At 35.7% G+C, this 25,724-nt stretch carries 33 protein-coding genes and 1 tRNA gene; 9 read left to right on the top strand and 25 right to left on the bottom strand.

Annotation, left to right across the window (positions count from 1 at the left end; all coding sequences use genetic code 11):
* The first annotated feature begins 295 nt into the window (after window positions 1-295).
* The gene (locus ACIQ7N_RS11350) at window positions 296-895 is read left to right on the top strand and encodes an exosporium glycoprotein BclB-related protein (protein ID WP_402932029.1); all 600 of its coding nucleotides are present in this window, start codon (window positions 296-298) and stop codon (window positions 893-895) included.
* A gap of 37 nt (window positions 896-932) precedes the next feature.
* On the opposite strand, the gene ACIQ7N_RS11345 is transcribed toward ACIQ7N_RS11350, so the two are convergent.
* Together ACIQ7N_RS11345 and ACIQ7N_RS11340 are read right to left on the bottom strand one after the other, a co-directional pair.
* Window positions 933-1,373 carry a hypothetical protein gene (locus ACIQ7N_RS11345; protein ID WP_402932027.1) on the bottom strand — a complete coding sequence of 147 codons (441 nt, stop codon included), beginning with the start codon at window positions 1,371-1,373 and terminating at the stop codon, window positions 933-935.
* 164 nt (window positions 1,374-1,537) lie between these two features.
* The gene (locus ACIQ7N_RS11340; protein WP_402932025.1) at window positions 1,538-1,774 is read right to left on the bottom strand and encodes a hypothetical protein; all 237 of its coding nucleotides are present in this window, start codon (window positions 1,772-1,774) and stop codon (window positions 1,538-1,540) included.
* Between the two features lie 63 nt (window positions 1,775-1,837).
* Here ACIQ7N_RS11340 and ACIQ7N_RS11335 point away from each other — a divergent pair, with 63 nt between their 5' ends.
* Complete coding sequence (locus ACIQ7N_RS11335; RefSeq protein ID WP_402932022.1) at window positions 1,838-2,461, top strand: exosporium glycoprotein BclB-related protein; 624 nt, start codon at window positions 1,838-1,840, stop codon at window positions 2,459-2,461.
* A 107-nt stretch (window positions 2,462-2,568) separates the two neighbouring features.
* On the opposite strand, the gene ACIQ7N_RS11330 is transcribed toward ACIQ7N_RS11335, so the two are convergent.
* From ACIQ7N_RS11330 to ACIQ7N_RS11320, 3 genes are all read right to left on the bottom strand, one after another.
* Complete coding sequence (locus tag ACIQ7N_RS11330) at window positions 2,569-2,820, bottom strand: hypothetical protein (protein ID WP_402932020.1); 252 nt, start codon at window positions 2,818-2,820, stop codon at window positions 2,569-2,571.
* A gap of 159 nt (window positions 2,821-2,979) precedes the next feature.
* Window positions 2,980-4,176: a serine hydrolase domain-containing protein gene (locus ACIQ7N_RS11325; RefSeq protein ID WP_402932018.1), complete on the bottom strand. Its 1,197-nt coding sequence runs from the start codon at window positions 4,174-4,176 to the stop codon at window positions 2,980-2,982.
* Window positions 4,177-4,229: 53 nt separating this feature from the next.
* Window positions 4,230-4,664, bottom strand: a complete 435-nt coding sequence (locus ACIQ7N_RS11320) for a MarR family winged helix-turn-helix transcriptional regulator (RefSeq protein ID WP_402932016.1) — start codon at window positions 4,662-4,664, stop codon at window positions 4,230-4,232.
* A gap of 166 nt (window positions 4,665-4,830) precedes the next feature.
* Here ACIQ7N_RS11320 and ACIQ7N_RS11315 point away from each other — a divergent pair, with 166 nt between their 5' ends.
* The 4 genes from ACIQ7N_RS11315 (at window position 4,831) to ACIQ7N_RS11300 (ending at window position 6,624) form a co-directional block, all read left to right on the top strand.
* Window positions 4,831-5,115 carry a tyrosine-type recombinase/integrase gene (locus ACIQ7N_RS11315; protein ID WP_402932014.1) on the top strand — a complete coding sequence of 95 codons (285 nt, stop codon included), beginning with the start codon at window positions 4,831-4,833 and terminating at the stop codon, window positions 5,113-5,115.
* Window positions 5,116-5,456: 341 nt separating this feature from the next.
* On the top strand, window positions 5,457-5,783 hold the full coding sequence (locus tag ACIQ7N_RS11310; RefSeq protein WP_402932012.1) for a hypothetical protein: 327 nt from the start codon (window positions 5,457-5,459) through the stop codon (window positions 5,781-5,783).
* A gap of 137 nt (window positions 5,784-5,920) precedes the next feature.
* Window positions 5,921-6,343 carry a hypothetical protein gene (locus ACIQ7N_RS11305; RefSeq protein ID WP_402932010.1) on the top strand — a complete coding sequence of 141 codons (423 nt, stop codon included), beginning with the start codon at window positions 5,921-5,923 and terminating at the stop codon, window positions 6,341-6,343.
* Between the two features lie 32 nt (window positions 6,344-6,375).
* Window positions 6,376-6,624: a hypothetical protein gene (locus tag ACIQ7N_RS11300; RefSeq protein WP_402932008.1), complete on the top strand. Its 249-nt coding sequence runs from the start codon at window positions 6,376-6,378 to the stop codon at window positions 6,622-6,624.
* 49 nt (window positions 6,625-6,673) lie between these two features.
* On the opposite strand, the gene ACIQ7N_RS11295 is transcribed toward ACIQ7N_RS11300, so the two are convergent.
* From ACIQ7N_RS11295 to ACIQ7N_RS11270, 6 genes are all read right to left on the bottom strand, one after another.
* Window positions 6,674-7,255, bottom strand: coding sequence for a hypothetical protein (locus ACIQ7N_RS11295; protein WP_402932006.1), 582 nt, complete (start codon window positions 7,253-7,255; stop codon window positions 6,674-6,676).
* A gap of 74 nt (window positions 7,256-7,329) precedes the next feature.
* Window positions 7,330-7,650: a hypothetical protein gene (locus tag ACIQ7N_RS11290; protein WP_402932004.1), complete on the bottom strand. Its 321-nt coding sequence runs from the start codon at window positions 7,648-7,650 to the stop codon at window positions 7,330-7,332.
* A 115-nt stretch (window positions 7,651-7,765) separates the two neighbouring features.
* On the bottom strand, window positions 7,766-8,257 hold the full coding sequence (locus ACIQ7N_RS11285; RefSeq protein WP_402932002.1) for a DUF2971 domain-containing protein: 492 nt from the start codon (window positions 8,255-8,257) through the stop codon (window positions 7,766-7,768).
* Window positions 8,258-8,292: 35 nt separating this feature from the next.
* Entirely contained in the window at window positions 8,293-8,658 is a 366-nt protein-coding gene (locus tag ACIQ7N_RS11280) for a hypothetical protein (RefSeq protein ID WP_402932000.1), read from the bottom strand.
* A 786-nt stretch (window positions 8,659-9,444) separates the two neighbouring features.
* Window positions 9,445-10,410 (bottom strand): tyrosine-type recombinase/integrase, encoded by a 966-nt coding sequence (locus ACIQ7N_RS11275; RefSeq protein WP_402931999.1) that lies wholly within the window; start codon window positions 10,408-10,410, stop codon window positions 9,445-9,447.
* Between the two features lie 118 nt (window positions 10,411-10,528).
* Window positions 10,529-10,602: transfer RNA gene (locus ACIQ7N_RS11270), tRNA-Arg, on the bottom strand.
* Window positions 10,603-10,970: 368 nt separating this feature from the next.
* On the opposite strand from ACIQ7N_RS11270, the gene ACIQ7N_RS11265 reads away from it, so the two are divergent.
* Both ACIQ7N_RS11265 and ACIQ7N_RS11260 read left to right on the top strand, forming a co-directional pair.
* Window positions 10,971-11,126, top strand: a complete 156-nt coding sequence (locus ACIQ7N_RS11265; RefSeq protein ID WP_402932171.1) for an SDR family NAD(P)-dependent oxidoreductase — start codon at window positions 10,971-10,973, stop codon at window positions 11,124-11,126.
* A 352-nt stretch (window positions 11,127-11,478) separates the two neighbouring features.
* A complete protein-coding gene (locus ACIQ7N_RS11260) occupies window positions 11,479-11,949 on the top strand; it encodes a hypothetical protein (protein ID WP_402931998.1) in 471 nt (156 codons plus the stop codon).
* Here the strand turns inward: ACIQ7N_RS11260 and ACIQ7N_RS11255 are convergent.
* The 13 genes from ACIQ7N_RS11255 to ACIQ7N_RS11195 form a co-directional block, all read right to left on the bottom strand.
* A complete protein-coding gene (locus tag ACIQ7N_RS11255) occupies window positions 11,946-12,650 on the bottom strand; it encodes a YqjF family protein (RefSeq protein ID WP_402931997.1) in 705 nt (234 codons plus the stop codon). The two genes, ACIQ7N_RS11260 and ACIQ7N_RS11255, sit on opposite strands and share 4 nt — an antisense overlap.
* 61 nt (window positions 12,651-12,711) lie before the next feature.
* Window positions 12,712-12,885, bottom strand: coding sequence for a DUF2639 domain-containing protein (locus ACIQ7N_RS11250; RefSeq protein ID WP_323653195.1), 174 nt, complete (start codon window positions 12,883-12,885; stop codon window positions 12,712-12,714).
* Window positions 12,886-13,377: 492 nt separating this feature from the next.
* Entirely contained in the window at window positions 13,378-14,838 is a 1,461-nt protein-coding gene (locus tag ACIQ7N_RS11245; RefSeq protein WP_402931996.1) for a protein adenylyltransferase SelO, read from the bottom strand.
* A 522-nt stretch (window positions 14,839-15,360) separates the two neighbouring features.
* Window positions 15,361-15,864, bottom strand: a complete 504-nt coding sequence (locus ACIQ7N_RS11240; RefSeq protein ID WP_402931994.1) for a metallophosphoesterase — start codon at window positions 15,862-15,864, stop codon at window positions 15,361-15,363.
* A gap of 12 nt (window positions 15,865-15,876) precedes the next feature.
* Window positions 15,877-16,470 (bottom strand): XTP/dITP diphosphatase, encoded by a 594-nt coding sequence (locus ACIQ7N_RS11235; RefSeq protein WP_402931992.1) that lies wholly within the window; start codon window positions 16,468-16,470, stop codon window positions 15,877-15,879.
* Window position 16,471: 1 nt separating this feature from the next.
* Window positions 16,472-17,221: a ribonuclease PH gene (gene rph / locus ACIQ7N_RS11230; RefSeq protein ID WP_132357125.1), complete on the bottom strand. Its 750-nt coding sequence runs from the start codon at window positions 17,219-17,221 to the stop codon at window positions 16,472-16,474.
* Between the two features lie 132 nt (window positions 17,222-17,353).
* Window positions 17,354-18,151, bottom strand: coding sequence for a glutamate racemase (gene racE, locus ACIQ7N_RS11225; RefSeq protein WP_248716758.1), 798 nt, complete (start codon window positions 18,149-18,151; stop codon window positions 17,354-17,356).
* A gap of 10 nt (window positions 18,152-18,161) precedes the next feature.
* The gene (locus tag ACIQ7N_RS11220; RefSeq protein ID WP_248716759.1) at window positions 18,162-18,614 is read right to left on the bottom strand and encodes a MarR family winged helix-turn-helix transcriptional regulator; all 453 of its coding nucleotides are present in this window, start codon (window positions 18,612-18,614) and stop codon (window positions 18,162-18,164) included.
* 75 nt (window positions 18,615-18,689) lie between these two features.
* A complete protein-coding gene (locus tag ACIQ7N_RS11215; protein WP_004226437.1) occupies window positions 18,690-18,911 on the bottom strand; it encodes a helix-turn-helix domain-containing protein in 222 nt (73 codons plus the stop codon).
* Window positions 18,912-19,349: 438 nt separating this feature from the next.
* A complete protein-coding gene (locus ACIQ7N_RS11210) occupies window positions 19,350-19,808 on the bottom strand; it encodes an acyl-CoA thioesterase (RefSeq protein WP_132357128.1) in 459 nt (152 codons plus the stop codon).
* A gap of 388 nt (window positions 19,809-20,196) precedes the next feature.
* Window positions 20,197-20,976 (bottom strand): succinate dehydrogenase iron-sulfur subunit, encoded by a 780-nt coding sequence (sdhB, locus tag ACIQ7N_RS11205; protein ID WP_132357129.1) that lies wholly within the window; start codon window positions 20,974-20,976, stop codon window positions 20,197-20,199.
* Window positions 20,977-20,981: 5 nt separating this feature from the next.
* Complete coding sequence (gene sdhA / locus ACIQ7N_RS11200; RefSeq protein WP_132357130.1) at window positions 20,982-22,736, bottom strand: succinate dehydrogenase flavoprotein subunit; 1,755 nt, start codon at window positions 22,734-22,736, stop codon at window positions 20,982-20,984.
* Window positions 22,737-22,803: 67 nt separating this feature from the next.
* On the bottom strand, window positions 22,804-23,412 hold the full coding sequence (locus tag ACIQ7N_RS11195; RefSeq protein WP_132357131.1) for a succinate dehydrogenase cytochrome b558 subunit: 609 nt from the start codon (window positions 23,410-23,412) through the stop codon (window positions 22,804-22,806).
* A gap of 272 nt (window positions 23,413-23,684) precedes the next feature.
* On the opposite strand from ACIQ7N_RS11195, the gene ACIQ7N_RS11190 reads away from it, so the two are divergent.
* Entirely contained in the window at window positions 23,685-24,119 is a 435-nt protein-coding gene (locus tag ACIQ7N_RS11190) for a YslB family protein (protein WP_132357132.1), read from the top strand.
* 143 nt (window positions 24,120-24,262) lie between these two features.
* Here the strand turns inward: ACIQ7N_RS11190 and ACIQ7N_RS11185 are convergent, their stop codons facing one another.
* Window positions 24,263-25,522, bottom strand: coding sequence for a methyl-accepting chemotaxis protein (locus ACIQ7N_RS11185; protein ID WP_402931988.1), 1,260 nt, complete (start codon window positions 25,520-25,522; stop codon window positions 24,263-24,265).
* Window positions 25,523-25,724 lie beyond the last annotated feature (202 nt).

The following is a 25,724-nucleotide window of genomic DNA, read 5'->3' as shown; positions in this document are numbered from 1 at the left end:
AAACATAATATCATAGTATTATATACCAGTAACTTAATATTCTACCAATGGATGTTAAAAACCCTACAAAAGTATAGTGTTTTTTCAATAACATTATTTTTCTCCTCTACCATTTTACTCATTTCTCTAAATTATATGGTCTACTACTAATTGATTGCGAAAGGCCATCACGCTCATTCAACCAATTATAAATTCGATTACTCTGATTAGGTTAACTATCAAAAACGTGGTTTATAGCCTTTATACCCCTCCCCTTTACCGCATATTATAAAGACAAAAAGGAGATAACCATTACATGAATAATTGTGGGAGTAATAATGAATCATTAACTATTAAAAAATGCGATAATTTCGGAACATTTACTGCTAATGATATTAATTGCATCAGTACTTCCATTCCTATTGGCGGATCCATAATTCCATTTTCCTCTGGATTTGGATTTATTTTATTCGGTGACAATTTTGGCAATGGTACTAACAATGTCGCTCTTATAGGTTTTGGTAGTTCTGTATCTTTAGTTCCTCTTATTGGTAATACAATTAACTTAATTGGACTTCCTAGTGAAGCCTTCACTGTTTCACGTGGCGGTAATATTACATCTATTTCAGCGTCATTCACCTATTTAGGAGGAGTATTGGACTTAGAAACTGCGACAGTTCGAGCACAGATTTTCCGTGCACCTGTAGGTAGTAATAGTTTCACTGCTACAAATGCAAGTGTTGATTTGGCTCCGTCAATAACAGCACTTTCAGGAATAGGAGAAATATCTTCTGGAACAGCTAATATCCAACCTGTATCGGTAGCTATAGGTGATAGTTTAATAATGGTATTTCATGTATTGGAAACAGGAGTCGCTATTGCTGGCTACGCAAGCGCAGGAATTAATATTGTTTAAAAATAACATCTCTTTATAGAAAGGCACAGGACGTTCTTTATAAGGTGTTTCTTCTATTGAGAATGATAAATTTTGATAAATTATGCTTCAATATAGGACGTTCTATAGCCTTGCTAAAAGCTCCTACAAATACGGCTCTTAATGTGCTTGTAACTGTAAGCACACCTTCTTTAATGTCCATTACAATTTTGAATAGCACATTCTTAGATTTGATGAAGTCTTCCACAGAATTTACTTTTGAAGCTAATACAACTTTGTGTAATTCATCTTTAAGATCATCAGGTTTAGGTAATGAGTGCATGAAATCGAACAGCATAACCTGGTACTCATTCATGTATTCTTTTTTCTTTTCTTTTTGCAAAGCAATTTCATCCGCAAAGTTATAAATATTATTTGCTTGTTTAGAACTTAAAAGAGTAAAAGATATAGATGCTTGGTTCAGTTTGTGGATGGCAAACAGCGTCATTACTAGCTTCATCGACTGTCTCTCGTTGGGACACGCCCGTTGGGACATAAGGTAATATGCGATTTAAGTTATCCTGATGTACCACCGGAGGTTATAAAAAAATATTTCTACAATTGAAGTGAAATCTTATGGTTGGAGTTTTTAATATAATTTCATAAACATTAAACTATTATTCTTTATCTCCGTACAATATACACCCTTACACGAGACTCTTTATATTTCTTCTTATCAATAGCTTTATTAACATCTGTGGAAGGTTTTTTATTGGTTGTTCTAAAAAACCATTCATAGTCATTTGTTTTTGTTGTTCCATGCCTTATATTCCCCTCTCTACCATTCCAGCCAATTATATAACGATGGTTCATTAAGCACAATTTTTTGTGGACGCCTCCACCAAATAAATAAAACTCCATTAAGTTAATAGCCCTCCTCACTTACTTTCTTCCACATAGCATAAGATGAAAGGAGGGAAAATTGTGCGCATAAATAATGAAAGGTGTAATGGTTTATCACCACAAATAGAATGCGAAAATTTTGGACCTTTTGTGGCAAAAAATATTAACTGTATAAACTTTAATGAAAGTGGCGAAGAAAACGATAGCGGTTCAATAATCCCTTTTTCCTCGGGAATTTCAACTTCTGTAGTTACTATAGGACCTGACTTTGGTTTAACGTCTAGTCTTATAGGATTCGGTACTGCTATTAATGGTGTGCCTATCTTAAACAATACTATAGATTTATCTGGACTTTTAAGCGAAGCCTTCTCAGTTCCACGCAATGGTAATATTACTGCTATTTCCGCAGCATTTAATTACTTTTTAGATCTTAACCGTGGAGGGCTTACTACTATAACAGCTCAAATTTATCGTGCGCCTGTAGGAAGTAACATCTTCACTGCTACAAATGTACGTGTTGATTTAGCTCCACCTGTCGCTGGAGTTCCAGCAGGAATAACTTTTGGTTCAGCAAATGTTGAGCCTGTACCAGTATCGGCTGGGGATCGTTTATTAATGGTATTTTACATTTCATCAATAATAAATCCTCCTGCATTAAATTTCTCAGTTGAAGGTACTGCAAGTGCGGGTATTAATATTGTATAAAGAATTCCCACTACTATTAATACAATAAATAAGTGTATGATTTAAAAAAGGTTAAATTGAGTCATGCGCTTATTTATTGTTTATGAATATTCCTTTCCTCTAACCAATTATAGAAAGGCAATGGACGTTCCCTGTGCTCTTTGCCCTCCACAGATGATGATTTTATTAGGCTTCTTATTTAAACGCTCTACAGCCTTTCGATACCCCCCTACAAATACAGCTCTTAATGTACTAGCAACCGTCAAAATACCTTCTTTAATATCCATTGCAATTTTGAAAAGAACGTTCTTAGCTTTTATAAAATCTCCCACAGAATATACTTTTGAAGCTAATACAACTTTGTGTAATTCATCTTTCAAGTTATCTGCTAACGGTAGTGAGTCTAAAATATGGTTTGAACAAAAATAAGAGATTATTCGGCTTCATAAAGGAACCATTTAGTTATGTCCCAGCCTCTCTTTTATTTGCCGTAGCTCTATTAAATGCTCTTTATTACAAGTACTTCTTTTATGACTATATCAATTGACTTTATGATAAGGTACTTCAACACCTTCATCGATAAATAATTGATTCTCAACATCTACATAACTCATCGTATTGTGTACCCAATAATATGACTCATCTATTTTATAAAGTGGCACAGACAACTGATGGTCAAATGAAATCATAAATTGTCTATCCTTTATGATCGTAAATCTTGTGCTAAGTTCATCTGCTAATTCATATTGACCTGTAATATCATCCTTATTAGTAAGCGATAATATCTCTATATGTTTTGGTGCTTCTACAGAATATTGTATTCCCATTAAGTAATTCACAATTTCTTGTTCATATTGCGGAAACACTTCTTGATTCGTTGCTAATACAATCATATCCTTTGTGGAAGTATTAATAAAAGCTTGTGCTGAACAACCGATCCATCCACCTGTATGACCAACCCAGTCATCTTGTACGATAAAACCATAACTATAATGCTCAGCGACTTCTATTGGTGTTAACATGGATTGCACAAACTCTTTGCTAATATACCGTCCTTGCAAAAATGCTTTTAAAAACTTTGCTACCTCTGCCACCGTTGCATAAATACCACCGTCACCAAATATATTATTATATTTTTCAATTTTGCAATAATATGGGTCATTATTTACCTTTTTATATCGTTGCTCCTCGTAATCATACGTATGATTTTGCGCTTCGTATTGTTTTGTAGGCTGTGTTGTTGTACTAGTGAGATTTAATGGTCTTGCAATATATTGTTGTAAATATATTTCATACGATAAGCTACTCACTTCTTCAATAATTTTTGCAAGTAAAACATAATTCGTATTGCTATAGAACCAATGCTCATTCGGCATATGTTGTGGCAGTGCCGTCTCGACAAATGTTTCAACACTTTTTGTAAAATCTTCTGCAATATACTCTGGAATACCTGATGTGTGTGTAAGTAAGTGTGCAACTGTCACATTTGTAAAATGAGGTGCGTTAAACCAATTTGTAATTTTATCATCTAACTGTAGCTGTCCTTTTTCAATTAGTTGAAATGTCATTACCGCTGTATACATTTTACTTAACGACGCAAGATTAAATTGTGTATTTTCAGTAATAAGATGTTGCTCTGAGATATCCTGATAACCATGATAATACTGCTTGATTTGTTCATGTTTTTCATAATACATTGCACCATTAAACGAGATATTTTTAAGTAAATCCTCCACTTGTTAACCTCCTAAATAAATTAGATACCTAACATATTAGACATGAAGAAATTTTATAATTCCTTCATTGCGATCTCCCTTAATTTTTCAACAATGCGTTCTAATTCGTTTAACTCATTTGATGAAATTTTGCTGTAAATTTTATCTGCAATTTGCTGTTCTACATAATCTTGCTTCGAAAAATACTCCAATCCGTTTTCAGCTAACGTTATAAATACTTCACGGCGATTTTGTAGATTAATTTCTCGTTTGATATATTTATTCTTTTCCAACTTCGCTATTAATTGGCTAACTGCGCTAGAGCTAATATTCATTTCAATCGCAATTTCACCCACCGTAATACGTTTTGCTAAATACACAATATCCAATACAACCGCTTGTTGTGTTGTAATGCCACTATTTAAATATTGCTTATAATGCTTATATATCAAACGGTTTATCGTATATTCTGCTTCATTAATGCGCTTAACCTGTTCATATAAGGACAAAAAATCACCTACTAATATGTTAGATATCTAATATATTAACAATTGATTTGTCAAACGTCAATCTTATATAAAAAATGTCATTACATTAGGTATGTTCACTAATTAAACAGGAGGTAAAAGGTCTGTCATTCAGTGGTAAATATCTTGTCACTCATTGGTACAAAGTATGTCGTTGGTGGTACAAATCGCTGGCCGTAATCACAAAGTAGACCGTTACTATTGGCATCCTCTTATAACACCACTCATTACTGTCCACAGATTACGTCACACACATGCGAGCATTTTACTTTTTGAAGAAGTAAATTTGATTTATGTGTCTGAACGTCTAGGTCATTCAAGTATAGAAATTACTTCTTCTACATATGCCCATGTACTAAAAGAACTTCGTAAACGTGATTCCAGAAAAACAGCAGATGTATTTAAAAAAGATGATGTTAATGCCTTCAACTAAAATTGGGAAGTGTAGAAAATGTGTAGAAAACTTTTATTTTTTAACTCTTTTTAACGACTTCTAAAAATTACAAAAAACACCTTAAATCCTTGATATCAAAGGATTTAAGGTGTTTTTCACTCTGTAGTTTCTATTTTTAAAACTACCTATTGACGTCCCAGGAGGGATTCGAACCCCCGACCTAGTTAAATTTTATTTAAACAATCGTTATATTTTAAGCTAATTCAATATTACAGTTCTCGAAATAAGACCGAATTAAGTATAGTATAATATATGGCAGTCTAATCTCACAACCTTTATATCAAAAAAGCATAAAGATTATATAGATTTTATTTTGTTGATTGAATTATCATATACGATTCATTCTCTCTTTCTGCCAAAAAAGAAGCCCGTTAGGCAGAGAAGTTCATTATTTAAGAAGTAGGAAACAGGATGCTTTTGTAAAAAATAACGAAAAAGCGAAAGCTGCTTTTGAAGAATTTAATGCCGAAGCTAGAAAATTCATATGGTCATACCCTGAACAAATTAACTATTTAATTCATTCCCCTGAATTTACTAAAGCCGATTTGACCATGATTTTTTATCTTGCAACCTATTTAAATGGAACTGGGTATTTATCTTTTGGTAATGGAATAAAGCTTTCAAAAGCTAATATTAAGAATGCTTAGAAATAAGTAGAAACGTATATTCAAAATTTTTTAACAAGCTGATTAATCATCAAATACTTATTCCTTCTGCTGATGCTTTTAAATGGAACGAAAAATTTAATTTTTACGGTAGGACTACAGGAAAAGCAAAGCCAAAAATGTTAGTTAGAACTTATATTTATCAAATCCGTGAACTATATGAAGCAAAAACAGAAACAGGAAAACGAAAATATTCACCTACTGCACTTTATCCGGTCTTTGCACTCATTCCTTATTTGCACCATTCTAGCAACATCATTTGTAAAAATCCTGAAGTTAGACACATTGAAGATATTGATTACTTTTCGCTTTCTGAAATAGCTAAACTACTAGACTTGAAAGACAGTAAAAAAATGAGTCTATCACTTTCTTCTATCCTTCTAAATGGACAAACAACCTTTGTAAAAGTGGAAAGTAAAAATGAAAAATATCTAAAGCTTAATCCACGAATCTTTTGGAAGGGTACTTCTGTACCAGATAAAAATCTAATTGCTGAATTTGATATGATTGCTAACAATAGAAAGAAGAATAAAAAAAACTAAACTTACGACCACTATAGGACTTGTTTCTTGTAATGCACGTGTTATCAACGAATTTAAGGAAAAAGTCACTTGCATATGCAGTAAATCGCTTCATGAACACTTATGAAAAGAAATTCTTTCTTTCAAAAGGTGTTGAAGTAGTTGAAGATATGTACGCATTATCTGAACTTTTCCAGTGGATATGGAGAAGCCAGATTAGGGATGGTGAAGCGATTAATTTATATATTCCAAGTAAGCGAATGAGAACGATTTTACAAGATTATCTTGAAAGTGATTTGTAAATTCCCCTACTATTAGAAGACGATTTTGATACTGTAGGGGTTTTATTTTTTATAGTAAAGTAGATACTTTTTGTAATTTTTCGAATCGCATTAAGAGTTCAATGGCTTCTTCAGGAGTATCCGCACCATAATAAAAAGGATTAAGTGAGATGGCAAATGCAAGTGCTTCTAAACACGAAAACAATCTATAAAAGTTAATATCAATATAAAAATTTTTGTTTACGCCGTGTAAAATTGAATGTCTATTTAAAGGATGTTCTGAATTGGATTTATATAAATATTCTAATCCATACTTCTCATATGAAATTAAAATATCCATCCCTTCATCTATTCTTCTTAAAAATACATCTTCATGATAATCACCCGGTAATTTATACTTCTTTTCAAACAAAATTTCATTACACCAAATCGTTTTTTGATTCTTTAACACTGCTTTAAATGCACTCGTTGAACCTGATGAATTATATTTTATCGAATTGTTATCGCAATACTCTCTGGCAATTCCTTCAATAACAGTAAGCAACAGTGTAATTGATGCAGCTATGTGATTGATATAAAAACCTTCAATAGCCTGAATTATTAAATGTAAATGTGACTTAAATTCAGGTATTTTGCTATATGTTCCTTTCAATTGTCGAACTATTATTATTGGCGAATATATTTTTTCAAATAACCGCAGTGATTCCTCCCCTAATGGAGTTAAAGCTAATTTTCTAACATCACCATTGCAATAAAAGGGGGAAGAATCCATTGTTGTGTTTCAAATAACGTTTCACCCAACGATAATGTTATATTACCCCTTTGCAGTATCTCTTGTTTATTCTCCAACGGAATGGCAAGTAGAACATCATTTACAGAAATAACTATACAATCAAAATGATGATGACGACCTAATTGTTCTATACTTATGCACTCTGAAGATAAACCAAATTTTTCTTTCATTTTATTAATTAATTCTTCTTGTGTGTATTTACCTTTTAATACATTTGTGTAATAAAGATAATATCTATTAATAAAATTTTGCATTTTCCCACTCCTACTTCAACCAATCACAAATTTCTTTATTCCCTTATAAGTTATTGCTAATCCACTATTTTGTTCTAAAAATTAAGTTTCGGTTCCTCCTTGTTCTATTTCTTTTTTATATATTTATCTGTTCGGGAACTAATTCAAAGCTTTTTGAAGCTGGATTTACTACCATTTGATAAATAGGAATATTCATTATAAAAGCAATATTAACTAATCTCAACTTATGTTCCTCTTTGCATTTTTCCCCTATATAAATAGCAGCTGGGTTTGCTTTAATAAATTCTGATTTTGGTACATTTGCTGGTTTCATCACCCTAAATTCTTGTTCGTATTCCCATTTTTTCTCTTTAATATAAGAAGTTAGTATTACAACCCATAATATCTGAAGATTGTCTATTAATATTTCATGTTTCTGCCCCTTTATAGCTTCAGTATATTTAGTATCCATGTGTTTCAAAAAACCCTCTAAATAATTGGTAATATCAACACGTCCATCTAAATACTGTACTGGAAACAAAGATGGAGATAATTCCTCATTAATATTAAAATCTGTAGAATAACTTACACAGTACCCTTTATGATTATTAGAATAATGTGCCCACATTGGTAAATTACCAAAACCGGATGCTGAGAATGATGCTAATTTGGTTTTTTTGTATTTTCATCCACAAAACTTTCATCGAAAAAATATCCAAAATTATGTTTCCTCATTATTTCAATATCATAAAAATAGGATCTATTATCAAATGGATCATTAAAATCGTCAGAATGAGATAAATACACCTCTCTATTTTCTAAAGTATTGAATTTTAATGAATTTAATTCTGCATCTTCAGTTAAAGAATAATATTTATATACTTTATCTGGGACGTACAATTTTATTACTTGATAGATTGTTTTCAAGACTTCATACTCTGATGGATATTGATTGAGTAAATCCAAAATTTTTACATAATCCACAGGGTTTTCTTTACAATATTTCTCTTTTTCTTCTTTCAAGTTCATCTAATATCCCCCAAATTTCATTGATACAAATATTCTAACTGAATTATTTAATTTTTCACACCATTAATAATCAATATATAAGCACTACTAACCTTAATTCTTCATATTTACTTGCATTATTTCAGCGTTTACCCCAACATGAAGCCAGAATTGAGGACAACGGCTTGGTGCAAAATGGCTGCCTACATTTCAGAAACTAAATTAATAGAATCTGAAATATAGACAGCCATTTTCTTATATGTACATGAATCCGTCATTTGAGGTATCCGTTATGTATGCCCTTGTTAAATGCGTTCTCTCGAACAATACATATAGTTTCTACTTCTGCCCCCGAAACGTCTTGTAATCCGTCTACATGCCTTCTGCGTGTATCGTAAATGCTTATTCTACTGTTATGAGAAACTCAACAACAATTACAATGTATTATGTATTCTGTATAGCCGTAACTAATCAGACCTTCCACTCCTAGCCGTTAATGGTCGCTAGCACCATTCAGATACCCAAGTCAACAAGGAAGCTTGTATTGGTATCCTAGACATTTGTTTGCATCGGGAATGTCATAACCTTTCCAGTTTTATTTTGATTCGAGTTAGTGGGCAACCTCGAAAGAGTTTATCCTAAAAAAGACAATAGGAAACTAGACCTTTGCATTTTAACTTTTTTTCAAGTAAAATAAAGGCAATTCAACTCGTATTTAATTGTAGTTGGTCTATAGTTTGATATTGAGTTCAGTCACCTATTGCGAGTAGGTGGCTTTTTATTTTCTAAACTATTACCTATTTGTACTTATAAAAAGTCTTTTAATTTATCCGCAATATCCGTTAATTCCGTATGTAGATATTTGGTAGTCACTGATAAATCGTTATGTCCCAGTGCCTTTGAAACTAACAGCAAATCATTAGATTTATCATATAGGTTTTTAGCAAATCCACGTCTTAAGGCATGCGGATTTATATTGTTGATTCCATACTTCAATGTGTATTTTCTAAGTTGCTTTTGGATTGAATTAGATGTAATAGAATTTGTTGTAGGCTTTCCCTTTATCGTTATAAACAAATTTTCATTTACTTCTTTGTATTCATCTCTAATCAGAACATTCTGCTTAATCATAATTTGCAGTAGGTAAGTCATTTGTTCATCTAAAGGTAAAATTAAACCTTTATGATTCTTCATAACTTCCCCGTCAAGATGTAATCTTTTATTAATAAAATCAACATGCCGTTCCTTCATTCGTGCTATCGTTCCTATTCTTAAACCACAACGATACATCAATAAAATCGCAACTGAATTTCTTAAATCTATGAACTTTGTATAGTCTAGAACAGATAGTAGTAAATTCACATCTTCATCTGTTGCCCCTACCTTAATTTCAGTATCCACTTTGATGTTTATTGACCGCCAAAACTTATTAGCAAACCATCCATTATCAAAACAACGTCCTAAGAATGCCTTAAAACACTTCAATCTAGTTAGTTTAGTTGTATTTTTAACTTCCATCTGTTCTAACCATGTATAAATCACTTCACTCGTTATATCTATCAGATACTCGACTTTAGTATCTCTAATGAAGTACTGAACGATTATACGGTAATCGTATAGTGTTCTTTCACGACATCCACTTACTTCAAGTTGCTTTAAAATTACAGATAGTGCCTGTTCAATTTTTATATCGTTTCGTTTCACTTGCTGTTTTTTCATTTGAATTACCGGTTGTTCAATTTGGATATCAAATATCCCTTTCTTTTTGGTCAAAGAAAAAAGCACCTCCACATACAATCCATTAGTACAGAAACTCGACTGACCGAGTACTGTAAAACTGAATCATAAGCGAAAGTGCTTATTTCTCTAGATATAACGTTGTAAAACTGTACGTCCCAGGAGGGATTCGAACCCCCGACCGACGGCTTAGAAGGCCGTTGCTCTATCCTGCTGAGCTACTGAGACATAATGTTATATGTAGTCCATATCAAGGACAATATTTATTATATGTGTTTTATATCATAATGTCAACATTAATTTAACTATGAAGGCAAGGTTTGCCTCAATATTAATATTATATGATTTCCTATTCCCCATTATGCCCTCCTCATCTCTACTTTTTCCTAATATCGTTAAAGATTTAGTAGTCATTGTAACTGGCGGTGCGCAAGAGATGGAAAAGGCATTGTACTTACGTATTTACGAAATAGAGCCTATCTTGTTACTGATGTAAATAAAGAATTAGGGCTTCGTAGGAAAAGACTATGTTCTTTTTGTTCAAACAGATGTTACGAAAAAACAGGGCATTGTTTCTTTAATACCAAAAGTGGTTAATCGTTTTTGGTACTATCCATATTTTAATTAATAATGCAGGGAAATTTCAACATAAATCTTTTTATAACGTAACATTGGATGAATGGAATGATATGATTCAAACAAATTTAACTTCTTTCAGCAGATGTCACAGAATTTTGCTAAGGCATAATTAATCAAGCCCAACAACTAATTTCGTTACAGACATTAATCTAACAATGGATGGTGGGATAACTAAAAAAATGGTGTATGAAGAAAAGCCATATTTACGCCTTTCACAAAATTGTTCTTTTCATATACAGAAATACCTTGGAGTATTTTATATTTGAAAAAAATTAGAAGTAATGGAAACATTGTACCCATATTCAAACGGAAAATTCGTAAGTCCCTTAAGCAAGCTCTATAATGCCTCTTACACACAGTATACTGCACCTATTCGCCATTTTTTACTGCCATAGAACGATTATCGTCGCTGTATCAGTAAGGCTGAATCGGATTTTATGGATGGAGCATGTCAATTGGACGAGGATGACAATTATAAGCTTTGTGTTTGGCTTACCTGATTTGCCCTTTGTGCAAAAACGGCTGTTACAAAATGCGACGGACTTAGGTAACTGTCTACGTCCATTTTACGGCGACCAAATTGCTGATCGTTATGCTGAACTGATTAAAGAACATCTTCTAATTGCTGCGCAGCTAGTAACTGCAACTGCCAAAGGAGATACTACAACAGCGGATGCAAAGGAAAAAGAATGGTATCGTAATGCAGATGACATTGCAATATTTTTGAATCGAATTAATCCATACTTGAGTATTGAGGAAGTACAAAAAATGTTCTACACACATTTAGCTTTAACAAAAAAAGAAGCCGTAACTATGATTCAGAAAAACTATCAAGAGGATATTCAAGTTTTTGATTACATTGAAGCTGAGGCACTTGCTATGTCGGATATGATTGCAAGCGCCATTGTGATGCAATTTTGTTATCTCTTTTATTAACATGAATAAATCTTTTTGTTTTCCAAAATTGGTGGAAAAATTTTAGCCTGTTTACGTTTCGAATAATGAACAATTGGTTGCATGCCTTGTATAGATTCCTTTACAAATGGAGCTATTGTGTTGCTTTCAATGTTAAAATGAACTCGCTGCAACTGCCATGGCATATGATTTATATCTATGCGAATTAGAGAACTCTTATATTTTGACCAAGAATGATAACGTTCCACTAACCATTTTTCAAAGGTAGAACTACTTATTTCACCGGCAATCGGTTGATACGAAATTTTCAACCTTTCATCCTGTGCACCGTGATATAAACTTCTAAATGAAAAATTATTCTCTTTTTGTTGTAAAGCTATTTTTGAATGACGATATGATAAACTGCCCTTTGTAGCTATTTGAACAATAAAACGATTCGTAACATCTGAATTAAAAAAATAGACTCCTTTCATGCCGTTATATGTAACATAAGTCCGGACATTAAGCTGCAAATGGGAACCTACTCCTGGGAATGGTGGTAGAAATCTTAGTCGTTGTCCTTTTACTTGAAAAAGGACAACACTTAGCCAAGCGTTATTTTCATAGAGATCCAGTTGCAACTCTTGCGGAATGTACTGCTCTAAATCCTTAGGTGATACTGGCCAATGTAGAAACAACACATCTTCCCATATTTGCGTTAAAATCCACGGTTTACTCCACATAAAATAACTCCTTTCTGTAGTTAAATTCTTTCCTACAAAGGAGTTATTCAAACGAAAATGATTATTTTTGTTCTGAATCTAAAGTTTCTATTGCAACATATCGGTAGTATAAATTGCGCAGTTCGGATTCTTTATAATTGCCTAAATGACTTTTATATTGTGGATGCACCAAAATACCATGATCTCGTAGTTGTTTCACAAACCAACCTTTTGAATACTTATGCACTTTACACATTCCCTTCACTACTATTCATAACATAGCGTATGCTCATAAATTTGTGTAGTGACATTTTTCAAAATAAAAAACGAAGAATTTATCCTTCGTTTTCAAACAGTTGAAAAACAAAATGGGTCAAGGTAATTTTGGTGAATGTTGTTGTTCTTTAAATGAGGATCATTTCCGTTCTAGGCCACTCGCTTTCCTACACTGTGTAATTGGTTGATTAGACTACCCGGCTCCTTGGGGATTAGCGTCACAGATATACCATGCAGCGAGTTTATAGGGAAACGAAGGCTAAAACAATCACGTTCAGTGAAAACGCCTTCGTGACCAACATCCTGTTGCTACCGCTACGTTACACTACGCTTTCACACAAAAAACATCTGTTGCCCCAAACGGATTATCGGGCGCTCTTAGGAAAGCGTTCAATCAAAACGAAAATCAACCCTTCGTTTTGCCGAAGGGTTATATTTTCGCAATAATTTCATTGACACAATAATTTTCAACTTATGTGCCACAAAACGTTCGATATGGTTGGTTAGATGGGGTTGGTAATGTCGCATATTCCTGCTGCTCCACAGTATGTGCAAAAGGTTGAGCAAGGGCATCCATTAATCGCTCCATTACGCTATAGTCTCCCTGTTCAACAGCAGCCTCTAATGCTTCTTCTACACGGTGATTTCGTGGAATAACTGCTGGATTATGATCGCGCATTAATTGTTGAGACATGTCTTTTGTTTCTTGCTGTCTTTCTAACCTTGCGAGCCAATTCTTATGCCATTCTTTAAATTCATTTGTATTAAATAACGATGAGTCATCAAATTTATCGAAGGTTAATGCGATAAATGTATTCGTATAGTCTGCTTGATGTTGATGCATTAACTTCAGAAGCTCTTCAATGAGCGCACCGTCCTGATCTTCTTCGTTAAATATCCCAAGTTTTGCCCGCATACCTGTTAGCCAGTTTGCATCATACAGCTGAGGATATTGCTTTAAAGTCTCTTGAGCTAAATGTATGGCAGCTTCCTGATTTTCATGAATTAACGGTATTAATGATTCAGCCAGTCGTGTTAAATTCCACCCTCCGATATTAGGCTGGTTTCCATAAGCATAGCGACCTTGTCGATCAATAGAGCTAAATACTGTCGTTGGATCATAAGTATCCATGAATGCACAAGGACCATAATCAATCGTCTCACCACTAATGGTCATATTATCTGTATTCATGACGCCATGAATAAAACCAACTAACTGCCATTTTGCGATGAGAGATGCTTGTTTCTTTATAACTTCCTGTAGAAGGGTCAGATAACGATTTTGAGTTACTTCAGCATTAGGAAAATGACGGTCCAAAGCATAATCCGCCAAAGCTTTTAGCTCATCCTCCGTTCCAAAGTTCGCTGCATATTGGAAGGTCCCCACTCGCAAATGACTGCTTGCAATACGGGTTAGAACTGCCCCTGGAAGCTCTGTTTCACGAAGGATCATTTCGCCTGTCGTCACAACAGCTAGACTTCGAGAGGTTGGAATGCCAAGTGCATACATGGCTTCACTAATAATATATTCACGAAGCATTGGACCAAGTGCTGCCCTGCCATCTCCGCCCCTGGAATAAGGAGTTCTTCCTGAGCCTTTTAGTGCGATATCCAAGCGTTCATGAGTCGGTGTAAGTTGTTCACCTAATAACAGTGCCCTTCCGTCTCCGAGCATATTAAAGTGACCAAATTGATGTCCTGCGTATGCTTGTGCAATGGGCATGCCACCAGTCGGATTGTCGTTACCTGCAAAAATCGCTACCGCTTCCTCGCTATGCAACGCATCGACGTTTAATCCAAGTGAATGGGCAACTGATTCATTTACCATGATTAACTTTGGTGAACGAACTGGATTTAAATTAATTGATGTATAAAAAATATTTGGTAAACGGGCATAGCTGTTATCAAAATTCCATTTTAGTGTATTTTCCATGTTTTCTCCTTCGTTACGTTTATCTTTATTTTTGCTACTTCATCCTAAACAATTCATAGCCATTTTTACCATTTGCAATTATCTTCTTTCAGTAAATGTTTTCTGTACAGAAAGCGTAGTGACAGGTACAGATGTTTTTTGTAACGTAAGTGAAACGGCAGTTATAGAATTTCCCCACCTTTATAGGAGGTAATGAGACATCCGCTGAAATAGGGGAACCCAGTCTAAGAACGCCACGTCCTGTTGCTAGTTATCTGTGCGACAGCAACAACGACTGAGTGACCAACATCGGTGCTGTTGCCGGTGACGCTTCGCTTTCGAGCAGATAACGTCCTCTTGCTAACCTTCACTTTCGCACAGGCAAAAAACACGTTGCTGACGCTGCGTTAGCACTACACTTTCGCGCATAAAACATTTGTTGGCCTAAGTACAAAGCCGATTCCGGAAAATTATGCCGAGATTTGATTATGGGATAAAACAAAAAACGCTTAGAGTTTCTAAAACTTAAGCGTTTTTGCTACATCATTTTCGCATAAACTTGTGGGTAGAAAGTAAGTTATTATTATCCGTGAAGAACTTTACTTCAAAATACATATCTTCAACCTCTACAAGAGCAAAGCTTTTTTCTTTACGACCACGTGGTTTTAACAAGCTCCCTGGATTTAAAAATAACACATCATCAATCATTTCCGCCCCAAGGAGATGAGAGTGACCAAAACACGCAATTTGCGCGCCTACCTCTTTAGCACGATATGATAATGATAAGATTGAATTTTTAACATTGAATAAATGGCCGTGTGTTACAAAGACTGTAACACCCTCTAAATCGAAGTCTACCTCATCAGGGAAGGCTTTATCGATATCACAATTTCCGCGCACTTTCTTCATGCCAGCCAATGCTTTATGCGCGAAAGGAAGCTCACTATCTCCACAATGAATGAAAGCATTAGCATTTGGGTAAAAGCTACGAACTTTTTCAATTACATTACTATCGCCATGTGTATCACTCATGACCAGTATTTGCATGGATATCACCTCTTATTTTATAAGATTAGGTAATTGTTCCTTTAACTTACGAATCGCATTCCCACGGTGGGAAATCGCTCCTTTTTCATCGGCTGTTAGCTCTGCCATCATACGATTTAAGCTTGGGACAAAGAAGACTGGATCATAACCAAATCCGTTTGTACCACGTTTTTCGTGTGCGATAACACCTTCACAAGTACCAAAAACTGTTGTCGTTTCAAAATCAGGACCTGCAATAGCGATGCAGCAGCAGAAGCGTGCTGTACGCTTTTCATCCTCGACATTTTTTAAGTTTTCTAGTAGTTTAACCATGTTTGCTTCATCATCATGATCGCCAGCATAACGTGCAGAATAAACACCTGGTTCACCATTTAATGCGTCAACAGCTAAGCCACTATCATCAGCGATAACAATTGTACCAAGCTCTTTTGCTAATGCTTCTGCCTTTAAAATTGCATTTTCCTCAAAAGTAGTACCTGTCTCTTCTATTTCCATATCCGGGGCAACATCAAACATCGTTACTACTTCATAACCAAGTGGACCAAATAACGCTTCGAAATCTTTTGCTTTTCCTTTATTTCTAGTTGCAATGACTACTTGTTTCATGTTATTCATTTCCTCCCACTTTGTTAGCCAATTCACCTAGTGTTTCTTTTTGAAGTGCGATCAATTGTTGAATGCCTGCTTCACCTAACGCCAGCAGTTCATTTAACTCTTCACGAGAAAAGGTTGCTTCTTCACCTGTTCCTTGTAGCTCAACAAAGCGTCCTGCTCCTGTCATGACGATATTCATATCTACCGCAGCAGCGACATCTTCAACGTAGTTTAAATCTAAAATTGCTCCGTGATCCTCTACAATACCAACACTTGTTGCAGCTAAATAGTCTGTGATTGGGAATTTTGCTAATTGTTTTTCTTCTGCGAGCTTTGCAACTGCTTGTGTCATCGCTACAAATGCTCCTGTTATTGAGGCTGTACGTGTTCCTCCGTCTGCTTGAATCACGTCACAGTCAATCCATACAGTACGCTCACCAAGTGCTTCTAAATCAACGACAGCACGTAATGCACGACCGATTAATCGTTGAATCTCCATTGTGCGGCCATTAACTTTGCCGCGAGATGACTCACGTGCTGTACGCTGTGCTGTTGCACGAGGTAGCATCGAGTATTCTGCAGTGATCCACCCTTTGCCTTGTCCACGTAAAAAGCCAGGAACCTTATCCTCAATCGTTGCTGTGCAAATTACTTTCGTATTGCCTACTTGAATTAACACTGAGCCTTCTGGGTGCAATAAATACTCACTATCAATTTTCACGGGACGCAGCGCATCTACATTTCTTCCATCAAATCTTGTCATAATTTTCGTTCCTCCTAAAATCTTTCGCGCACTCATCTTAACATAATTTTCACCTTCAAAAAAGTGCTCGGGCTCTTATGTACAATGCTAAAAACGGCAAAAATCAGCCTAGCCCATAGCTAAGCTGATTTTTTATTTTAATGTCAAACGTTTTATTTGGAGAGTACCTTGCTCAAGCCAACTTTCAGCAATTGAACGGAAAATAGGCACTGAACCAGTTGCATAAAATTTATGGGCAGGCACAGCGTCTGGGTCAGCCAATGTGCCATTATATTCAAGCATTTCTTGAACATCCTTTGCTGTTTCCTCTGCAGAAGAAAGCACAAAAACTTCTTCTCCTACAACAGCTTCAATTTGTTTTTGCAGAATAGGATAGTGCGTGCATCCTAGTATGACCGTATCAAATTGTTCATTTTTCAACGGCTTTAAGCCTTCCGCAATTAATTTATTTGCAAATTCACCTTTATATTCGCCACTTTCTACAAGTGGTACGAATGTTGGACAAGCAAGCGGAATAATATGAGCCGACGTATTCAATGATAATAAGGCTTCCTCATACGCCCCGCTTTTAATTGTTCCTTCTGTTGCAAGCACAACGACTTCATGTCGCTTCGTTTTCTTTACAGCTGCACGTGCGCCAGCATTAATAACGCCTAGTACCGGAAAAGGCATATTTCTTTGTAAACTTTCGAGTGCTACTGCAGTCGCTGTATTACAAGCAATGACGAGCATTTTGATATTCATTTTCTCTAGTGCTTTTGCCATTTGCCAAGTGAAATTTCGTACTTCCTGACGACTTCTTGGACCATACGGACATCTTGCTGTATCACCAATATAATAGATTGTTTCGTTTGGTAATAGCTTCATTATTTCTTTTGCTACGGTTAAACCGCCTACTCCTGAATCAATAACGCCTATCGGGGCATTCATACTTTCCGCCTCAATCCTGTTTCATGTGTACATGTAGTTTTTCTAAATAGCTTGATAATTGCGCGACTTCTTGTTCGTTAAAACCAACAAGCTTCTCTTGCAAATATTGCTGTCTTTTTTCAATAACCTCTTGAATAATGCGTTCGCCCTTCTCGAGAAGATGAACAACAACGACACGACGGTCATTTTCGTCACGCATTCGCTTGACTAATTCATTTTTCTCCATTCGGTCCACTAGATCTGTTGTTGTACTAAAAGCTAAGTATAATCGATTTGACAAGTCACCAATTGTTATATCTCCAAGCTCTTCTAACCACTGTAATGCAACAAATTGTGGCGGCGTAATCGCATACTGTGAAACAATCTCTCTTCCTTTTTGCTTCACAATCGCCGCTATATAGCGTAATTCCTTTTCAACCGTTGCAACGGTTTCAGGTGAGTGCTTTGTTACTTTATCCGACATATAACTATTTCACTCCTAAAAATACGTTGAATAGTTCTATTTTGTCGTTTTTTTTCTGAAATAGCAAGTGTCCAATTAGTCTAATTTGAATTCTTCTAAGCGTAACAGCTCAATTAACGCCTGAGATCGATTCGTTACACCTAACTTTTGAATTGTATTGGAAATGTGATTTCGCACTGTTTTTTCACTAATACCAAGTTGCTCTGCAATATCCCTCGTTGTTTTTTCAGCTAATAAAAGCGCAAATATTTCACGTTCTCGGTTCGTTAAAAGAGAACGATGATGAGAGCCATTCATTTTCAGTTACACCCTCCTCCCCCGCACGTATTGTAACTTATGTTAAGGAATGAGGAGCGGTGACGGCTATTTTCATGAATATCTCGTGTTTCCTAAAAAAATTCGGAAATTACTTCCACAATTAATAATTTTATGTAAAAATGCATCATCACCATAACGAGTGGTTGATTTCTTGTTTCGCTTAGGCGCTTTCCCGGGGGCGTCCGATGAGCGCTGATCCCCAAGGAATTGCCCAATTTCCACTTCAATCAACTTATATATATGGCATACGCTTTACCAAATGTCATCTACAACTTTTTGTAATGAGCCGTACATGTGCAATTTCAATCGTCGAAATCATTGTTTATATTTATTTCCTCGAATTGCAATACTGTTGAAAAATATAACGCTCAAAATTTCTGTCTTTGGATAATTAACTTTCGCCATCCTTTTCCAATACTATAGGAACACCAAACTTGCTAGGTGAGTTTTTTCTTCTTCAGATAATGGTACACTCTTGCCAGTTCGAGGGTTCATTTGCACTACCGTACCACGACCCGTAAAGCAAACTTCATCATGTTGGTTTTTCGCTAAGTAATGAATGTCCAATGATGAGTTGCCTACTGTCGCTACTTTCGTATAGATTTTTAGTACATCATCAAAGAAAACTTGTTTCACGTAATCACACTGTAAGTCGGCTACAATTGGAATACCCTCAACATGTTCGTCAATTGCTGATGGCATGAGAACACCTAAATGACGAAAATAATCAATTCGTGCTTGTTCAAAATATGTAAAGCTAACTGTATTGTTCATATGACCGTACATATCCGTTTCTGAAAAACGTACACGAACCTCAATAAAAAATGCAAAATCCTTTGCCCATTCCTGAAAATCTCCGATATAATTTGCTTTCATCTTAGCCATCCCCCTAGTTTTCACTCGCTTCTTCCCAAAACAACAAACGGAATTAGCAAGTTATAAATGAATATAGATTCATTATAAAGGAAAACACTATATTATCATAGAAAATTCACATTTTCACTCGTTAAAACTCACTTTCTGTACACCCCAATGATGCTATTTTATTCCTTAATTCGATCTTTTTAATGAAGACATCATATTTAGTTTATTACTCTTTCTTGAAAATGCCCCTATCTGAACTCCCTATTGTACGAAACTTTAATGGCGAATTGGATAATCAAGCATTTTCAAGTTTTATTCTACAAAATTATTTTTTATTTTTCATAGAAAAAACTCCCTCACACGTGCAGTGTAAGGGAGTTTCGGAGTAAAGCTTGTACTATTAGTCTACGTAGTGGTCAGAACCGAAGAAGTTACGGAACATTTGCACTGTAGTTGCACGGTTTAATGATGCGATAGATGTTGTTAAAGGAATACCTTTTGGACAAGCAGCTACACAGTTTTGTGAGTTACCGCAGTTTGCAAGGCCTCCATCACCCATGATTGCATTTAAACGTTCGTCTTTAATCATTGCACCAGTTGGGTGAGTGTTGAATAAACGTACTTGTGATAATGGTGCTGGTCCGATGAATGAAGCTTTTTCAGACACGTTTGGACATGCTTCCATACATACACCACAAGTCATACATTTAGATAATTCATAAGCCCATTGACGTTTACCTTCTGGCATACGTGGACCTTCACCTAAATCATAAGTACCATCGATTGGAACCCATGCTTTAACTTTTTTAAGTGCATTGAACATACGTTCACGGTCAACTTGTAAGTCACGAATAACTGGGAAAGTTTTCATAGGCTCAAGTTTAATTGGCTCAGTCAATTGGTCAACAAGCGTTGAACAAGATTGACGTGGGCGGCCATTGATAACCATTGAACATGCACCACAAACTTCTTCAAGACAGTTCATATCCCATGCAACTGGTGTTGTTTTTTCACCATTTGACATAACTGGATTCTTTTGAATTTCCATTAATACAGAAATAACGTTCATACCATGACGGTAAGGAATTTCGAATTTCTGCCAGTAGCCATTGCCACCTTGTGTATCTTGACGTAAAATTTCAACTTTGACCATTCTTCCAGTATTAGCTGCGATATTCATAATTCTTAGTCTCCTTTCGCAGAGTAATCACGTTTACGTGGTGGAATTAATGAAACGTCGACTTCTTGGTACGTGATAATTGGATCACCAGTAGTTGGGTCAAATTTCGCCATTGTAGTTTTTAAGAACTGCTCATCATCACGGTTCGGGAAATCTGGCTTATAGTGTGCACCACGTGATTCGTTACGTAATAATGCACCCTTTGTCATTACTTTCGCAAGGTAAATCATATTTTTCAACTGACGCGTAAAGTGAGCACCTTGGTTACTCCATTTTTGTGTATCGTTGATGTTAATGTTTTCCCAACGTTTTTGGAATTCATCAAGTTTGTTCAATGTATCTTCAAGTTGGTCGTTATAACGTACTACTGTCATAGTAGCAGTCATCATTTCACCAAGCTCTTTATGAAGTAAGTAAGCGTTTTCTGTGCCATCCATTTTCATGATAGCTTCCCACTTAGCTTGTTCTTCTTGAACGCGTGCATCATAGATTTCTTGTGGAAGATCTTCCGCATGCTTTTTAAGATGTTTAACATAGTCTACTGCGTTTGGACCAGCAACCATACCACCATAAATAGCAGATAATAATGAGTTTGCACCAAGACGGTTTGCACCATGTTGAGAATAATCACATTCACCTGCTGCAAATAAACCAGGAATTTCAGTCATTTGGTTGTAGTCAACCCATAATCCACCCATTGAATAGTGAACTGCTGGGAAAATTTTCATTGGTAATTTACGTGGATCATCACCTACGAATTTTTCGTAGATTTCAATAATACCACCAAGTTTTACATCTAATTCATGTGGATCTTTATGAGAAAGATCTAGGTATACCATGTTTTCACCGTTAATACCTAGTTTTTGGTTCACACAAACGTCGAAGATTTCACGTGTAGCAATATCACGCGGTACTAAGTTACCATATGCTGGGTATTTCTCTTCTAAGAAGTACCATGGTTTACCGTCTTTATAAGTCCAAATACGGCCACCTTCACCACGAGCTGATTCTGACATTAGACGGTTTTTGTCATCTCCAGGAATAGCTGTTGGGTGAATTTGAATGAACTCACCATTCGCGTAAGAAGCACCTTGTTGGTAAACGATAGAAGCAGCAGAACCTGTATTGATAACAGAGTTTGTTGTTTTACCGAAGATAATACCAGGGCCACCAGTCGCCATAATAACAGCATCTGCACGGAATGATTTAATTTCTTCTGTACGCATATCTTGCGCTACGATACCACGACAAACGCCGTCAGGATCGATTACTGCACCAAGGAATTCCCAGTGCTCATATTTGTTAACTAAACCAGCTACTTCGTGAGAACGAACTTGCTCGTCTAGTGCGTAAAGTAATTGTTGACCAGTCGTCGCACCTGAGAATGCTGTACGGTGGTGTAATGTACCACCAAAACGACGGAAATCAAGAAGACCTTCTGGTGTACGGTTGAACATAACACCCATACGGTCCATTAAATGAATAATACCAGGGGCTGCATCACACATACCCTTAACTGGTGGTTGGTTCGCTAAGAAGTCCCCACCGTATACTGTATCATCGAAGTGAATCCAAGGAGAATCCCCTTCACCTTTTGTATTTACCGCACCATTAATTCCGCCCTGCGCACATACAGAGTGTGAGCGTTTTACAGGAACTAATGAGAATAAATCAACTTCAGTACCAACTTCAGCTGCTTTAATCGTTGCCATCAGACCAGCTAGACCGCCGCCGACAACAATTATTTTGCTTTTCGCCATGATTATTTCTCACTCCTCTTAAAAAATTGCAATGATTGCCATATGCTCTATAGTAGCTTCTATTACATTAAGCAAAAGCTAAAATAGCAGCCACACCAACTACACTTAGAATTACGAAAATAATGTTTGTTACATAAGTAGCAATCTTTTGAGACTGAGGAGATTGTGTAATACCCCAGCTTACTAGGAATGCCCATAAACCGTTAGATAAGTGGAAAGTTGCTGATATAATACCAACAATGTAGAATCCAAGCATGAATGGATTTGAAACGATATTTGCCATCATGTCGTAATCAACTTCTGTACCAAGTGCTTTTTGAATACGAGTTTGGAAAATATGCCATGCAATGAAGATCACTAAGAATACACCCGTGAAACGTTGTAATGAGAACATCCAGTTACGGTATGTGCTGAAACGTCCTGTATTTGGTGTAGCAGTGAATGCAATGTAGACACCATAAAATGCGTGGAACATTAATGGAATATAGATGACAATCCATTCAACTAGGATAAGGAATGGAATCTTTTCCATATTAGCGGTAGCTGCGTTGTAACTTTCTGCTCCGCCTGTTGCTGTAAAGTTAATGAACAGGTGCATCGTTAAAAACAGACCTACTGGAATGATACCAAGTAGAGAATGTAAGCGACGCCATAAAAACTCTCGATCTTTCGACAAGACTGTTACCCCCCTTAGTACTTAAAATAGCACAACTAAAGAAGTCATCATTTTGTAACTGATACTTCATTGACTGTGTATTTCATCATGGTACAATATTATGACATGTTTATTGTACTCTCAAGAGCTACGAGCGTCAAGGCAACTTAAAGTTTTTCACACTCCTTATTAAAGAAGTAATCTAGTACATGATGCATCGTTTTTTCTCGAAAAATCTATCTTTACTTTATCAGTATCAAATTTTAAGAAAATTCAAAGAAAGAAGGCTTTCAATGTTAAACACTTCATCTCCTACAATCTCAGCTTTTGGGTATGAGATAATTCGCGATTATATTTTATCTTCCATTCTTGGTAAACACGAAGGTGATGTCCTTTACTGGGCAGGAAAAGATCTAGCTCGGAAGTTCCCCTGTACAAGTCAAGATGAACTTATCGCATTTTTCGCAGATGCCTGTTGGGGTAATTTAGAGCTTATCAAAGAGTCGAAGGATGGACGCATATTCCAGTTGACAAATGATCCAGAACTGTTACAAATCGGTCTTCGTAGCTTTAGACTTGAAGCAGGATTTATAGCTGAGCAAATCCAGCAAGCAAAAGGTTATTTAACAGAATGCTATGATGAAAAACGTGAAAAGCAACAAAATGTTACGTTCACAGTAAAATGGGACGTGAAAGAAAGAATCATGAACACCGTTCCTACTGAATAAAACGAAAAGGATTGTCATCCCTAATTTATGGATGTCAATCCTTTTTATATATAATATAGAAGTTATTCACTGCAGAGACTGAGCAACTCCTTGGATTATCGTTATAGACGCGACAGCAAAGCAGCTTCCTCGTTAACCTTTATTTATAATTGAGCATGTCTTTTTTTTAAAAGCACATCTATGAACGAAATAAATGCCTCCAAAATATTAAGTGAGTGTTGAATCATTTCTTCTATGTTATGAATTGACAGTTCATTCACTAACTTTTGGGCGGCCATATGTACTAATTCGTGTGGTTGTTCAATATTACGATATTCTGGTAAGTTTTGATATTCCTCAAAATGTCCGTAATACCATTTTCCAAACATACATTGATGATGCGTTTTTATCGTTTCTTTTTGACCAGCCTTGTGAATAGCATTTCGTAAAAAACTAGCATGATCCATTAACCTTGCTGCCAATTGGCTAACTATCGTTTGCTCTGATGGCCTTCTGATTGTCGGTGCAATAGCTTTTAACATTTCAGATACTTGATTTTGTATTAGATCCGAGAAGTCACTAGTACGTGATAATTCCGTCGTTGTTTCCGCTAAACGACCTACAGCTATTACATTTTCTTCTGAGGCAGCTGTTATTTGATGAATACCATGTGCTGCTTCTTCAATATTTCTACTTGTTACAGTCAGATTAGCAATATTGTCCTTCATGATCCTTAAAAAGTCAGTTAAATAATGTTCGACTTGCTTAATATTTGTTATTGTATTATGTAATTTCTTATCAATGACTGTTCGAATTTTTGTCATTTCTTGCAATGAACCTTTCGAACTGTTGGCTAACTTCCCTACCTCCATCGCAACAACGTTAAAGCCTTTTCCATGCTCACCAGCACGTGCGGCTTCAATTGAGGCATTTAAAGATAGTAATTGTGTTTGATCGGCAATCCCAGTTACACCAGTACTAATATTGTCCATTTTGGTCATTTCATTCTTCAGTTGCTCTGTTGAATGAGCTCCTTTGGCCAACAACTCCTGAACCATTTCACCTTTTGAAATAGATGATTCCATTTCCTCTACAAGTAGTAATGAATGCTGTTTTATTTCTTGAATGTTTGCATTAACATTTTGCTCAACCGCAAGCATTTCCTCTGTATTTGACGACATTTCTTCACTCATTGCTGAAATATCCCCTACACTCGTAGAGACATTTTGAACCTTTAAAGCCGTTTGAAAATTAATTAACTCCATATGCGCTAGTACAAAATCTAAAATCGCATTTTTCACATCAATGCTTTCCTGCTCAAGTTCCAATTCCAGAATTCGCTTTTTTAATATTTGTATTTCTAAATCGTTGTGCATCTCAACACTTTCATCCATTGGCTTTTGAAATAAACCGAATAACCCCATACAAACTTCCACCTTCCCCTTGGTAAAACATGTCACATTTTATTATATAACAATAGAATTGGATAAAATATTAAATTGATGTGAACAAAAAAAGATGTGCATTTTACTGGAGGGCACTGAAAAACTTACGTTTTCATAAAAGCGAACCTTTCTCAGATAAAAATAAGGCACTTCTTGTTCAATTTTGAACAGGAAGTGCCTT

The organism is Lysinibacillus sp. NPDC095746, from assembly GCF_044763535.1.
Taxonomy (GTDB): Bacteria; Bacillota; Bacilli; order Bacillales_A; family Planococcaceae; genus Lysinibacillus.
This window is presented reverse-complemented; position numbering and strand designations above follow the sequence as displayed.

What these genes read in the sequence shown, in the direction of transcription:
- ACIQ7N_RS11350 (WP_402932029.1), top strand. Translation starts at nt 296, where the DNA reads ATGAATAATTGTGGGAGTAATAATGAATCATTAACTATTAAAAAATGC.
- ACIQ7N_RS11345 (WP_402932027.1), bottom strand. Translation starts at nt 1,373, where the DNA reads ATGAAGCTAGTAATGACGCTGTTTGCCATCCACAAACTGAACCAAGCA.
- ACIQ7N_RS11340 (WP_402932025.1), bottom strand. Translation starts at nt 1,774, where the DNA reads ATGGAGTTTTATTTATTTGGTGGAGGCGTCCACAAAAAATTGTGCTTA.
- ACIQ7N_RS11315 (WP_402932014.1), top strand. Translation starts at nt 4,831, where the DNA reads ATGTCGTTGGTGGTACAAATCGCTGGCCGTAATCACAAAGTAGACCGT.
- ACIQ7N_RS11305 (WP_402932010.1), top strand. Translation starts at nt 5,921, where the DNA reads ATGTTAGTTAGAACTTATATTTATCAAATCCGTGAACTATATGAAGCA.
- ACIQ7N_RS11300 (WP_402932008.1), top strand. Translation starts at nt 6,376, where the DNA reads ATGCACGTGTTATCAACGAATTTAAGGAAAAAGTCACTTGCATATGCA.
- ACIQ7N_RS11290 (WP_402932004.1), bottom strand. Translation starts at nt 7,650, where the DNA reads ATGCAAAATTTTATTAATAGATATTATCTTTATTACACAAATGTATTA.
- ACIQ7N_RS11285 (WP_402932002.1), bottom strand. Translation starts at nt 8,257, where the DNA reads ATGTGGGCACATTATTCTAATAATCATAAAGGGTACTGTGTAAGTTAT.
- ACIQ7N_RS11280 (WP_402932000.1), bottom strand. Translation starts at nt 8,658, where the DNA reads ATGAACTTGAAAGAAGAAAAAGAGAAATATTGTAAAGAAAACCCTGTG.
- ACIQ7N_RS11260 (WP_402931998.1), top strand. Translation starts at nt 11,479, where the DNA reads ATGACAATTATAAGCTTTGTGTTTGGCTTACCTGATTTGCCCTTTGTG.
- ACIQ7N_RS11255 (WP_402931997.1), bottom strand. Translation starts at nt 12,650, where the DNA reads ATGTGGAGTAAACCGTGGATTTTAACGCAAATATGGGAAGATGTGTTG.
- ACIQ7N_RS11250 (WP_323653195.1), bottom strand. Translation starts at nt 12,885, where the DNA reads ATGTGTAAAGTGCATAAGTATTCAAAAGGTTGGTTTGTGAAACAACTA.
- ACIQ7N_RS11245 (WP_402931996.1), bottom strand. Translation starts at nt 14,838, where the DNA reads ATGGAAAATACACTAAAATGGAATTTTGATAACAGCTATGCCCGTTTA.
- ACIQ7N_RS11240 (WP_402931994.1), bottom strand. Translation starts at nt 15,864, where the DNA reads ATGCAAATACTGGTCATGAGTGATACACATGGCGATAGTAATGTAATT.
- ACIQ7N_RS11235 (WP_402931992.1), bottom strand. Translation starts at nt 16,470, where the DNA reads ATGAAACAAGTAGTCATTGCAACTAGAAATAAAGGAAAAGCAAAAGAT.
- rph (WP_132357125.1), bottom strand. Translation starts at nt 17,221, where the DNA reads ATGACAAGATTTGATGGAAGAAATGTAGATGCGCTGCGTCCCGTGAAA.
- racE (WP_248716758.1), bottom strand. Translation starts at nt 18,151, where the DNA reads ATGAATGCCCCGATAGGCGTTATTGATTCAGGAGTAGGCGGTTTAACC.
- ACIQ7N_RS11220 (WP_248716759.1), bottom strand. Translation starts at nt 18,614, where the DNA reads ATGTCGGATAAAGTAACAAAGCACTCACCTGAAACCGTTGCAACGGTT.
- ACIQ7N_RS11215 (WP_004226437.1), bottom strand. Translation starts at nt 18,911, where the DNA reads ATGAATGGCTCTCATCATCGTTCTCTTTTAACGAACCGAGAACGTGAA.
- ACIQ7N_RS11210 (WP_132357128.1), bottom strand. Translation starts at nt 19,808, where the DNA reads ATGAAAGCAAATTATATCGGAGATTTTCAGGAATGGGCAAAGGATTTT.
- sdhB (WP_132357129.1), bottom strand. Translation starts at nt 20,976, where the DNA reads ATGAATATCGCAGCTAATACTGGAAGAATGGTCAAAGTTGAAATTTTA.
- sdhA (WP_132357130.1), bottom strand. Translation starts at nt 22,736, where the DNA reads ATGGCGAAAAGCAAAATAATTGTTGTCGGCGGCGGTCTAGCTGGTCTG.
- ACIQ7N_RS11190 (WP_132357132.1), top strand. Translation starts at nt 23,685, where the DNA reads ATGTTAAACACTTCATCTCCTACAATCTCAGCTTTTGGGTATGAGATA.
- ACIQ7N_RS11185 (WP_402931988.1), bottom strand. Translation starts at nt 25,522, where the DNA reads ATGGGGTTATTCGGTTTATTTCAAAAGCCAATGGATGAAAGTGTTGAG.